This is a genomic window from Planctomycetota bacterium, from assembly GCA_026387035.1.
Taxonomy (GTDB): Bacteria; Planctomycetota; Phycisphaerae; order FEN-1346; family FEN-1346; genus JAPLMM01.
Window position 1 is genome coordinate 1 of sequence record JAPLMM010000203.1, and the last position, 11819, is coordinate 11819.

The 11819-nt window shown below is 67.8% G+C and carries 8 protein-coding genes; 2 read left to right on the top strand and 6 right to left on the bottom strand.

Annotated elements, in window-relative coordinates:
• The 5 genes from NTX40_07310 to cimA all read right to left on the bottom strand — a co-directional run.
• The coding region (locus NTX40_07310) for a hypothetical protein (GenBank protein ID MCX5648886.1) at positions 1 to 922 on the bottom strand (922 nt) is incomplete at its 3' end.
• Between the two features lie 157 nt (positions 923 to 1079).
• Positions 1080 to 2213 carry a TIGR03790 family protein gene (locus NTX40_07315; protein ID MCX5648887.1) on the bottom strand — a complete coding sequence of 378 codons (1134 nt, stop codon included), beginning with the start codon at positions 2211 to 2213 and terminating at the stop codon, positions 1080 to 1082.
• A 52-nt stretch (positions 2214 to 2265) separates the two neighbouring features.
• Positions 2266 to 2691: a bifunctional nuclease family protein gene (locus tag NTX40_07320; protein ID MCX5648888.1), complete on the bottom strand. Its 426-nt coding sequence runs from the start codon at positions 2689 to 2691 to the stop codon at positions 2266 to 2268.
• A 188-nt stretch (positions 2692 to 2879) separates the two neighbouring features.
• Entirely contained in the window at positions 2880 to 5651 is a 2772-nt protein-coding gene (locus tag NTX40_07325; GenBank protein MCX5648889.1) for a valine--tRNA ligase, read from the bottom strand.
• A complete protein-coding gene (gene cimA, locus NTX40_07330; GenBank protein ID MCX5648890.1) occupies positions 5644 to 7215 on the bottom strand; it encodes a citramalate synthase in 1572 nt (523 codons plus the stop codon). Before cimA ends, NTX40_07325 begins: the two co-directional genes overlap by 8 nt.
• Positions 7216 to 7769: 554 nt before the next feature.
• Between cimA and NTX40_07335 the strand changes: the two genes are divergently transcribed.
• Complete coding sequence (locus NTX40_07335) at positions 7770 to 9410, top strand: PQQ-binding-like beta-propeller repeat protein (protein ID MCX5648891.1); 1641 nt, start codon at positions 7770 to 7772, stop codon at positions 9408 to 9410.
• A gap of 7 nt (positions 9411 to 9417) precedes the next feature.
• On the opposite strand, the gene NTX40_07340 is transcribed toward NTX40_07335, so the two are convergent.
• Positions 9418 to 10866 carry an MATE family efflux transporter gene (locus tag NTX40_07340; GenBank protein ID MCX5648892.1) on the bottom strand — a complete coding sequence of 483 codons (1449 nt, stop codon included), beginning with the start codon at positions 10864 to 10866 and terminating at the stop codon, positions 9418 to 9420.
• Between the two features lie 368 nt (positions 10867 to 11234).
• Here NTX40_07340 and NTX40_07345 point away from each other — a divergent pair.
• A partial coding sequence (locus NTX40_07345; GenBank protein ID MCX5648893.1) for a riboflavin synthase occupies positions 11235 to 11819 on the top strand: 585 nt, incomplete at its 3' end.

The window sequence follows — 11819 nt, forward strand, 5'->3', positions numbered from 1 at the left end:
GCCTCGGCTCGCCGCTCTCGGCGAACTCTCGAAGGCAATCGATCGCCCAGTCGAATCCGCGCGCCTCGCCCGCGAGGGCGGCCAGCCGGGCGGCTGCCAGGTGTTGATCCCTCTCCGCCATGCCATGCAGGCGCGAGGCGGCTTCGCTCGCCTCCTGCCGCTGGGTATCCGAGATCGGCATCTTTTTCAGACAGTCCCACGCCATGTCCGCATCGCTGAATGGGCGATCCTGCACCGCCAGGAGCAGCACCTCGAACGCCTCCGGCCGGCCCTTGGCGGCGAACGCCCAAATCAGCGCCCTGCGCACAACCTCCGGACCGGCCGTATAAAGGGCCACCAGTTCGTCGCCCTTCACCTCGGCGCTGGCGGCCAGATGCTCCGCAGCAAGCGCCCGCACGTCCGCGCAGCCGACGCGAGCCACCTCGCGCCAGACGGCCGGGTCGGCGCCCGCAAGGACCTCGAGCGATTCCTTCTCCGCCCCGCCCAAGCCCCAGTGTCCGCGCGGCCTGATCGCTTCTGCGAGGACCACCGCGTCCGCCGGTCGGCCGATGAAGGCAATCGCCTTCGCCGCCGCTTCCGCCGCGCCGTGCTTTGCCAAGAACGCCAGCACCCCTTCGCGCGCCCCGGCGCATTTCTGCTTGGCGACGTGCTGCATCACATACTGCGCGTCGCTCGGGTCCATCGTGGCGAAGTGACGGCTGAGGTACACCAGGACCTCGGGGGTGATCGTGTCCTTCACGACGGGCGCCGCGGGGTCCTTGTCGGCGCCGACGCTCTTGAGGATTTCCTGAATCGCCTCAACCGGCGTCAAAATACGGCCGCCGTGCTCGTCGGCGACCGCTGGCTCGCTGAGGACCGCCGTCGCAGGAGTGGAAACGAGGAAAACAGCAACCAGAGGAAACGCCAGGAGTATCGCGCGCATCGTCCGCCCCCCAGAAGAACCTTCCATCAATAAGTACGAGGCACGACCGCCCGCGTTTTGAAAAAAAGCGACAGGGTCCGCTAACATTTAGCCGCGACCCGAAGGGGAGCGCGCTCGCCTTCGGCTCGCGGCTAAACATTGTAACGGCGCGGCCAAATCATTTTCGAGGCGCGAACGGACGATAGAGCGGGTCGCCGATGAAACACATCTGCCAGGAGACGAGCGGCTGAGCCATCCAGGCCGCCTCGCCCCACGAGTAACCCTTGAGGAGCCGGTCCATGAGGATGTCCACGCTCGGCGTTCCGGTGAGGAACGGTTCATAGACCGCCCCTGCGGTGACGCACGCCCCGTGCACCAGCAGGGGCCCGACCCAATGGTTCTTCGGGTCGCGGATGGCGGCGCCCGTGAAACTCTGGAGATGGTAGGCGATCGCGCCGCGATTGAAACGGAAGTCGAGCTTGGTCATCGGCCCCGCGGCCGACTCGTGGTACCAACCGAGATAGACGGCGGCGTCGGGCATCGGGTGCGCGAGGGGCAGAATCTCCGGGCGCGTGTCCACCTCGGTCGCGAATCCCGCGCGCTCGAGCGACGACGCGGCGCGAAGGAGCCACCGGTCGCCCACGGCGTAGCCGCCCGTCGTGATGCCACGGGTATCGACATAGGCGCGACCTTTGAGGCCGCCCTGTTCGGCCCAGAGAGCGTCGTCGACGAGGCGCCGTGCGATGGCGGCGCTCGGGCCGTCCAGACGCGAGACGAGAATCATCCCGCCGTCCAGGGGCGGGCCGAACGGCGCGTCCGCCCCGAAATACGGATTCACGAGGCTTCCCACCAGTGGATGCCCGCCCGACGGCAAAAGCGCGAGTTCCGAATCCACCGCCGCCGCCTTCGACAGGTACATCGTCTTCACGTCCTCGTAGCCGGTGACCTTGATGGGGACGCCGAAGACCGGCACGAGGTACTTGGCGCGCCGCTCGCCGAGGCTGAGGGCCAGCGTCGCGTCCGCGAGGGCGACGTCGAACCGCCCTTCCCACTCCGCCAGAAAGGCCCGCAGGGGCTTCCAGATCGTCTCGTCGAACTGGTCGCGGGAGATTTCCTCCGCGGCCGGGGCGCGCACAACGCAGAGGTTCGCGGCGGGGATGCCGCGCGCCGCCATGTAGTGGCGCGCGACAGCGACGCCTTCGGGAACGCTTTCGGACGCCAGAACGATGACGCGTTCGGCCTCGGTCTGGCCCGGCGCCGAAGCGCCCATCGCGAGAACCGCCAGACCGATGGCGAGGCCGATTCGCTTCAATCCAATCTCCCGCCCGCCGGCGGCGGGCCGCCGGAACCCAAGACGCCGCGCGCTAGAGGTCCGGTTCGGAGGCCCCGCCCGACGGGCCCGCCACTTCGTTGAGCACATGGTCCTCGATAAAGATGGGCGTATCGTTCGCGATGCCGAGCGCGATGGCGTCCGAAGGCCGGGCGTCCACCCGGACCTCGTCGCCATTGCGATCGATGACGAGGTTCGCGTAGAAGGTGTGGTCCCGGAGGTCGGTGACGACGACCTTCGCCAAGCGGCCGCCGAGCGCCTCGATGACGCCCCCCAGGAGGTCGTGCGTCAGCGGCCGGGGGAGCCGAAGGCCCTTCAAGCGCCGGTCTATCGCCGCCGCCTCGAAAAACCCAATGACGATCGGGAACGCCCGCTCGCCGCCCACTTCCTTCAGGACGATGACCTGGTGGTCCCCCGCCTCGTTGATCATGATGCGCACGAGTTCGACGCGGACTTCCATGGCCGAGCCTCCGACTCCCCGGACATTCTACACCGTGAATCGGCGGAGGCAAGGGGGCAAACGACGACGCTCGCCCGCCGTCAACGTTTAGCCGCAACCCAACTTGTCCGCCATAGCCCCGGCGCGCCCGGGGCGACGGCGGAAGGGGAGCGCGCTCCCCTGGCGGGATCGCGGCTAATCATCGCAGTTCACGCCAAATCGGCGAGATTCTTTTCGAGCGCCGCGATGGTCGCCCGGACCTCGTCGGCCCGCGCCCGTTCGCGCTCAACAACCTCGGCCGGGGCGCGTTCGACAAACTTTTCGTTGGCGAGTTTCTTTTCGATCCCCCCGAGGAACGCCCGCTCTTTACCGATGCGGTCCTCGAGGCGCTTCCGCTCCGCTTCGAAGTCAATCAGACCTTCGAGCGGCACATAGACTTCACATTCGCCCTGCACATCCGAGGCGGAGTGCGGGGGCTTAACAATCTGGGGGCCAATGTCAACTTTCACGGCGTTTGCTAATTGTCGAATCAACTCCGAACCCTCGCCCTCCAGACGAAACTCGCGGCGCGGCCATTCGGCCACAATGAGGCGCTTGCTAGGCGGCAGAACTGCAAGTCCTGGCAGGCTTCTGTCTGGCAGGGCTGCGCTGAGACCTTCCCATGCCGCCTCCGTCACAAAAGGCATATAGGGATGCAACATTCGTAGGGCGCGATCGAGCACAAAGGCCATCACACGCGCGGGAATCACTTTGGTGGTTGGGTCGGACAGCCGCGGCTTAATCGCTTCCAGGTACCAGTCGCAGAAATCCCCCCAGAAAAACTCATAGAGGAGGAATAAGCCTCCTTGAAAATGAAAAGACTCCAGTTCCTGCTCCACTTTGTGAAGTATTTTTTCGCTGCGCGACAGTATCCACCGGTCGGGCAACTGAAGTGCCAACTGGACCAGTGGCCTCCCAGGAACCCCGCTCGGCGGGTACTGCGCACAGGCCGCCGCGACCGCCCTGTCAAATTCCGCGTCGGTAGCGCCTTCGAGGTTCATGAGGGCGAAGCGGACGGCGTTCCAGAGTTTGTTGCAGAAGTTTCGGCCCATGTCGAACTTGGGGCTGGTGTTGCGGCCGGTGGCTGCGTCCTTCTGGACCGGCAGGCGGACGTCCTGCGTCTCGGTCGTCATGTAGGCAAGGGTGAAGCGGAGGGCGTCGGCGCCGTGCGTCGCGACGATGTCGAGCGGGTCCACGCCGTTGCCCAGCGACTTTTTCATCGGCCGGCCTTCGCCGTCCTGGATCATCGCATGGATATAGACATCCCTGAACGGGACTTCGCCGCGGCAGTAGAGGCCCATCATCACCATCCGGGCGACCCAGAGAGTGATGATCTCGCGCGCGGTCACCAGGACGTCCGTCGGATAGAACGCCTTCAGGTCCGACGCCTCCTTCTTCTCCTCCTCCGGCCAGCCGAGGGTCGAGAACGGCCACAGCGCCGACGAGAACCAGGTGTCGAGGACGTCGGGGTCCTGCGCGAGGAGGTGGCCTGGAATCGCGTCCGCCGCCAAGTCCTCCTCCCGCGCGCAAACCAGAAAACCGCCGCGCGTCTCGTCCGCGCGCCAGGCGATGCCGTCGCGCCCGCCGAACGCCTTCTCGAGGTTCTTCTGCGTGCACGCCGGGCAACTCCAGATCGGAATGCGGTGGCCCCACCAGAGTTGCCGGCTGATGCACCAGTCGCGCTTCTGCGAGAGCCAATCGAGATAGCCTTGCGCGTAGCGCTCGGGGTGGAACTTGACGTGCGGCTCGCTGCCGTCCTTGGGCTCGACGGCCTTCATCGCCGCCTCCGCCAAATCCGCCATTCGCACGAACCACTGGTCCGAGAGGTACGGCTCGATGGGCGTCTTGGAGCGGTCGGAGTGGCCGATGTCCGTCTCGTAGTCCTCGACCTTCTCCACCAGTCCCTGCGCTTCGAGGTCCGCCACAACCTTCTCGCGCGCCTCGTAGCGGCCCATTCCGGCATACGGGCCGCCGCTCGAGTTGATGTGCCCGTCGGGCGTCAGGATGTTGATCATCTCCAGGCCGTGCCTCAGGCCCGTCTCGTAGTCGTTCGGGTCGTGGGCGGGCGTGACCTTGACGCACCCGGACCCGAACGTCGGGTCCACGAGTTTCCCGTCGGCGATGACGGGAATCTCGCGTCCGAGGAGCGGCAGGATGACGGTCCGGCCGACGAGGTCCTTGTAGCGCGGGTCGTCCGGGTGGACGGCGACGGCCGTGTCGCCCAGCATCGTCTCGGGCCGCGTCGTCGCCACCGTGACGAACCGCCCCCGCGCACCCTTCACGGGGTACCGCACGTGCCAGAGGTGGCCCTTGACCTTTTCGTGGTACACTTCGTCGTCGGCGACGGCCGTTTGAAGGTGGGTGTCCCAGTTGACGAGTCGCTTGCCGCGGTAAATGAGGCCGTCGGCGAACATTTTGAAGAACGCGGCGCGGACGGCGCGGGCGCAGGTGTCGTCGAGGGTGAATCGCGTGCGCTGCCAGTCGCACGAGCATCCGATGCGCCGGAGTTGCTCGAGGATGAGGTCGCCGCTCCGCTGGCGCCAGGCCCAGATGCGCCGGACGAGTTCTTCGCGGCCGACGTCGTGGCGCGTCTTCTTTTCCTCCTCGAACATTCGGCGTTCGACGACCGCCTGCGTGGCGATCCCCGCGTGGTCGGTCCCGGGGAGCCAGAGGGTCTTTCGGCCCTGCATCCGGCGCCAGCGCACGAGAATGTCCTGGAGCGTGTTGTTGAGGGCGTGGCCGAGGTGCAGCCGGTCGGTGACGTTCGGCGGCGGGATGACGATGGTGAACGGCCGGCCGGGCGCGTCGGGCTCGGCATGGAAATATCCGCCGCGCTCCCATGCCGCGTAGATGCGCTCCTCGACCGAGGCCGGGTCGTACACCTTCGCCGGGGCGTTCGGGCCGCCGTTTTCCTCCGGCCGGGCCGTCGGCGCCTCAGCCATGGGCTCTCTCCTCGTCCTTCGTCAGTTTGTACGCGATGCTGTCCACCAGGGCCTGCCAGGAGGCGTCGATGATGTTCTCCGAGACGCCGACCGTCCCCCAGTGTTCCTCATGGTCCTTCGATTCGATGACGACGCGGACGCTCGCGGCCGTGCCGGCGCCGGAGTTGATGACGCGGACCTTGTAGTCCGTCAGGCTCATCTCCGCCAGCGTCGGGTACGCGGGGACGAGGGCTTTGCGCAGGGCGCCGTCGAGGGCGTTGACGGGGCCGTCGCCCTCGGCCACAGTGTGTTGCCAACGGTCGGCCACGCGCAGTTTCACCGTCGCCTCGGTGACGGGCGGCCGGTCGTCGTCCTTCTTAATGGCCACCGAGTAGTGGTCGAGGTCGAAGAACGTCCTTCCGGTTCCCGCGAGCCGGCGCACGAGGAGGACGAACGAGGCCTCGGCCGCCTCGAACTGGTATCCGAGGTTTTCGAGGCGCTGGACCTCCTCCAGGACATGGTCGCGCAGCGAAGAGTCGGCTTCGAGGCCGGCGGCGGCGACCTTCGCCAGAATCGTTCCGCGCCCCGACAGTTCGCTCACCAGGATCCGCCGCGTGTTCCCCACGCGCCGCGGGTCCACGTGCTCGTAGGTCCGCTCGTCGCGTGCGACGGCCGAGGCGTGCATCCCGCCCTTGTGGGCGAACGCGCTCGGGCCGACGTAAGGCTGCCCCGGAACGAGCATCATGTTGGCCGTCTCATACACGAACCGCGACACCTCCGTCAGGCTCGCGAGGTTCTCCGGCCCGAGGCACGCGAAGCCCATCTTCAGTTCGAGGTTCGGAACGACCGCGCAGAGGTCCGCGTTGCCGCAACGCTCCCCAAGGCCGTTGACGGTCCCCTGGACCTGCCGGCATCCGGCGCGAACGGCCGCCAGCGTGTTCGCGACCGCCAGGCCCCCGTCGTTGTGCGCGTGGATGCCCAGCCGCCCGCCGACCTCCCGCAGGACGCGGGCCGTCGTCTCGGCAACATCCTCCGCGAGCGCGCCGCCGTTCGTATCGCAGAGGACGATCCAGTCGGCGCCGGCGTCTTTCGCGGCGGCAAGCACCCGCAGGACGTAGTCGGCATTGGCCCGGCAGCCGTCGAAGAAATGCTCGGCGTCGAAGAAGACCTCGCGGCCGGCTTCTTTCATAAGGCGGACCGAGTCGCCGACCATCGCCAGGTTCTCCTCCAGGTCCGCCCGGAGGACCTTCGTCACGTGGAAGTCCCAGACCTTGCCGACGAGGGCGACGGCGGGCGTCCCGGCCGCGAGGAGCGATCGCAGCGTCGCGTCCTGGTCGGCACGGGCGCCTTTGCGGCGCGTCATGCCGAACGCGACCAGCGTGGCGCGCTTGAGCGGCTGGCGGCGAAGCGCCTCGAAGACCGCCTCCTCTTTCGGATTCGCGACCGGGTAGCCCGCCTCGATGTAATGGACGCCGAGCGAGTCCAGTTGGCGGGCGATCTCCAACTTGTCCTGGAGGCTGAAACTGACGCCCTCGCCCTGGGCCCCGTCCCGCAACGTCGTATCGTAAACTGTTATCTCGTTCATGGCTCGCGTTCCTGATTCCCGCTCCCCTTTCCGGCTCCGTCCTGCGGACTACGCCGGGACAAGCCGCCTTCGCGGAAGAGGTCCCGCAGATTCGTCCCGAAAAACCGGGACTCATCTGCGGGCGTTAACCGATTGTTTTCGCTTTCTGCATTCTGCACTCTGCGTTAAGCAAAAAGCCCCGGAGCCTCTCAGGCTCCAGGGCGTTGGCTGCTTGGCCTAGCCTACGCCCGGGGCCCTCCCGCCGATACGATGACGCCCGCGATGCCGGCGCGCGCGGCACCCGCAGTCCGATCGAGGCTCCCGCCAAACCCTCTCTCGCCGCGTGCCGACACGCCGCACCTCCCGGGCGTCGCCCCGGCATAGCCGGGCTCTGCCCTGGCGAAGCCGGGCCACCCGGCCCCGTCTATTCGACAAGGCAGTATACCATCGGCCGGCAGGGGGTCAAATCTTTATTCGCAGAAAATACCCCTTGGATATTTTTCGAATCCGCAACACGAACGACCGGGCCGCGGGTTAATACCAACAGGCCTCAAATTTCCGGAGGTCGGGACGCGATGCAACCGGCAGACCTCAGCCAGATGTGTTTCCGCGCTTGGGCCGTCGCCCTGGCGCTGGCCGTCGCGCTGGCGGCGACCGCCCTCGCGGGCGATTGGCCTCAGTGGGGCGGACGCGACGAACGCAACATGGTCGCCGACGCCCAGGGTCTGGCCGACCGTTTCCAGCCGAGAGAGACTCCCGACGCGGAGCACGCCGCCGAAACCGGCGACCCGCCCGCGCCGCGAAACGTGAAGTGGTCGGCCGCCCTCGGGTCGCAGTCCTACGGCAACCCGACGGTCTCCGGCGGCCGGGTCTTCGTCGGCACGAACAACACCCGGCCGCGCGATCCGCGGTTCGACGAAGACCGCTGCGTCGTCCTGTGCTTCCGCGAGAGCGACGGCGAGTTCCTCTGGCAACTGGCCGTCCCGAAGATCCCCGAGAAGGACAAGTTTAACGGCGACTTCAAGGAACTCGGCATCACGTCCTCCCCCACCCTCGAGGGCGACCGCATTTACCTCGTCACGAACCGCTGCGAAGTGCTCTGCCTGGACGCCAAGGGGTTGGCCGACGGCAACGACGGGCCCTTCACGGACGAGGCGCAATACCTCGCCACGCCGAAGGACCACACCCTCACGGAGGGGCCGGACGGCCCGGTCGTCGCGTTCACGCCCGGCGACCCCGTCGCCCTCGGGCGCGCCGACGCCGACATCCTCTGGCGATTCGACATGGTCCGCGAGGTCAAGCCCTGGGTCCAGGACGCCTCGAATTGCTCCATCCTAATCCACGGAAATTATCTGTATGTGAATACATCGAACGGCGTGGACAAGTCGCACAACCATCTGCCGAGCCCCAAGGCCCCGAGCCTCATCGCGCTGGACAAGCGCACGGGCGCCCTGGCGGCGGTGGACGACGCCGACATCGGGCCGCGGATTTTTCACGGCCAATGGTCGTCGCCCTCGTTGGGCATCGTGAACGGCCAGCCGCTTCTTTTCTTCGGCGGCGGCGACGGCGTCTGCTACGCCTTCGACCCCGAGCCCGCGGCCGGCAAGGACGGCGCCCCGGGAACCCTCCGGAAGGTCTGGTGGTTCGACTGCAATCCGCCGGAACTGAGGTCCCGCAACTCCAAGCCGATCCCCTACACGGCCAAGGGCGACGGGCCCAGCGAGATCATCGGAACACCCGTCTTCCACAACAACCGCGTCTATGTCACGGTCGGCCAGGACCCGCGCCACGGCATGGGCAAAGGCTGCCTCTCCTGCATCGACGCCACCGGCACGGGCGACATCAGCCAATCGGGCAAGGTCTGGACCTACACCGGCCTCGACCGGTCCCTCTCGACGCCCTCCATCGCGGACGGCCTGCTCTACGTCGCCGACTTCACCGGCATCCTCCACTGCCTCGATGCCGAGACGGGCGCGTGTTACTGGAAACACGACACCGGCTCGCGCGTCTGGGCCTCGACGCTCGTGGCCGACGGCAAGGTGTACCTCGGCACGGAGAAGGGCGACCTCTGGGTCCTCGCCGCCGGGAAGGAGTGCAAGGTCCTCAGCCGCATCCGCATGGGGTGCCCGGTGTACGCGACGCCGATCGTCGCCGACGGCGTCCTGTACGTCGCCTCGCAGAAGCGGCTCTACGCCGTCCAGGCCGGGTGCCCGTAGGCGGCCCTCAGACGGCGGGCGGCAGGCCGGATGCTTCCTCCGGAACGGTCGCCGGCGGCGCGATGACCGTCATTCGCCGCCAACGCCCGCTCAGGAACCGCCCCCACATCGCCAGCCCGAGCACGATCACGTACGCCGACGCCGCCGACCACGGCCCGAAGATGCCCCACTCGGGCTTGAGGTAGGCGACGAGCGACGCGCCGCTCAGACCCACGCCGTAGGCGAGCGCCAGTTGCATCGCGCCCGGCCAGAGCGTGTCGCCCGCCCCGCGAAGGGCGCCGATGAAGATGACGCTGAGGGCGTCGAACGCCTGGCAAATCAGAATGAAGATGACGGCCTGCGTCGCGATCGCCTGGACGACCGGATCGGCCTCGGCGTTGAAGAGCCTGACGAGCGGCTCGCGCAGCAGCCAGATGCCGATGCCGCACGCGACCATGTACGTCTCGACGAGGACGAGGCCGGCGTGCGCCCGCCGCCAGGCGAGCGCCGGCTGACGAGCCCCGCAGTACCGCCCGACGATGGCCGACACGGCCGCGCTCACGCCGAACGCCGGCATGAAGCACAGGTGCCAGTAGCGGTTCAGGATGTTCGTCGCCGCAATCGCCTCGGTGCCGAACCGGCCGATGATGCCCGCCATGAAGATCGTCCACATCAGGAGGTCGCCGACGAACATCGCACCCGCGGGGCTTCCGATCCGCAGGAGGTCCGCGAGTTCCCGCCGCGCGAGAGCCCACTGACGCCGCGTCGCGTACTCGCGCGCCATCGGGCCCGCCAGGAAGACGGCCCCGAGGATCGCCGCCTCCGTGGCGAACCCCGCGACCGTCCCGAGTCCAGCGCCCGCGAGTCCCATCGCCGGAAAACCGAAGTGCCCGAAGATCAGGACGTAGTTCGCCCCCACGTTGACCAGGTTTGCCGCGACCCCCGCCACGAGCGTGATCGCCGGCCGGTGCATCCCGACGAACCAGGCCCCGAGCGCGCGGGCCGACAGGTTGAACGCCGCCCCCCCGACGAGGATCTGATAGTAAAGCGTCTCCTGGCGCGTCACCTCCGGCGCGTGGCCGAACAGGGGGAAAAGATGCGGCGCCGCCGGAATCGCCACCACCGCCAGCAACGCCGCCGCCCCCCACCCCAGCCAGAGGCCCTGCCACGCGTACCGGGCGGCGCGCTCCGGACGCCCGGCGCCGAGGTTCTGCGCGGCAAAGGTGCTCACACATCCCAATAGCCCCATAAAAAAACAAACCGTCGTGAACGCCGAAATGCCACCGCCCAGTTGCGCCGAGAACGCCTCCGTCCCCACCCGCGACACCATCACCCCGTCCACGAACTGCATCACCGTGTAACTGATGGTATTCAGAACCGTCGGCACCGCGAGGCGCACCACCTCGCCGACGCCCCACAGCCTCCGCCCGTCGGCCGCCCGAGCGCCCGCCTTCAGGTTGTCGAGAAAACCGCCCACACGCCTCTCCCGCTCGCCCCCAAACTCCCGCCCAGTATAGCCGCACCCCCGCCGCCGGGCCAGAAGGGTGCGCCAGGATTTTCTGGCATCTAGCGAGGGCGCGACGTGTGGGCAGTGTGGCACGGCCGGTCTTGCCCGGCCGTGCGTCCCGGCGCGCCTGTTCCATTGGGACCGGCGCACGGCGGGACTCGTGCTTCGTAGCGAAGTAGCACTTCGCTACTTCGCAGAGTAGCACAAGACCCGCCGTGCCACGCAAGTTGCCTGTTGTGCTTTTGCTAAGTGCCAGAAAATCCTGGCGCACCCGGCCAGACCGCTCGCCCCGAGAACCCTTGACCCCGCGCCCCCGCCCCTCTACCATGGCCCCTGCCATGTTCACCGGCCTCATCGAAACCGTCGGCCAGGTCGTCCGCGCCGAACGCCGCGCGGACGCCTTGCGCCTCGCGGTGGACCTGGGTCCCGCGGCCGAGGGCGTCCGCCCCGGCGATTCCATCAACCTCTCCGGCGCCTGCCAGACCGTCGCCGCCATCCATGGCCGAATCGCCGAGTTCGATGCCGTCGCCGAAACCCTCGCCCGCACCACCCTCGGTCAGTGGCAGCCCGGTCGCCGCGTCAACGTCGAGCGGAGCCTCCGGCCCGACGGCCGACTCGGCGGCCACTTCGTCTCCGGTCACGTGGATGCGACCGGACGCTGCGTCGAAAACCGCCAGGGCGACGGCGGCTGGTGGCTCCGCGTCGAAACGCCGCGCGAACTTTTCCCCGAGATCGCGCCCAAGGGAAGCATCGCCGTCGACGGCATCAGCCTGACCGTCGTCGAGGCCGACGCCCCCGTCCTCAGCGTCGCGCTCATCCCGACGACGCTCCGCCAGACCACCCTCGGAGACTTGAAGAGCGGCGACCGCGTCAACCTCGAAACCGACCTCCTCGCCAAGTACGTTCGCCGCGCCATCGCCGCC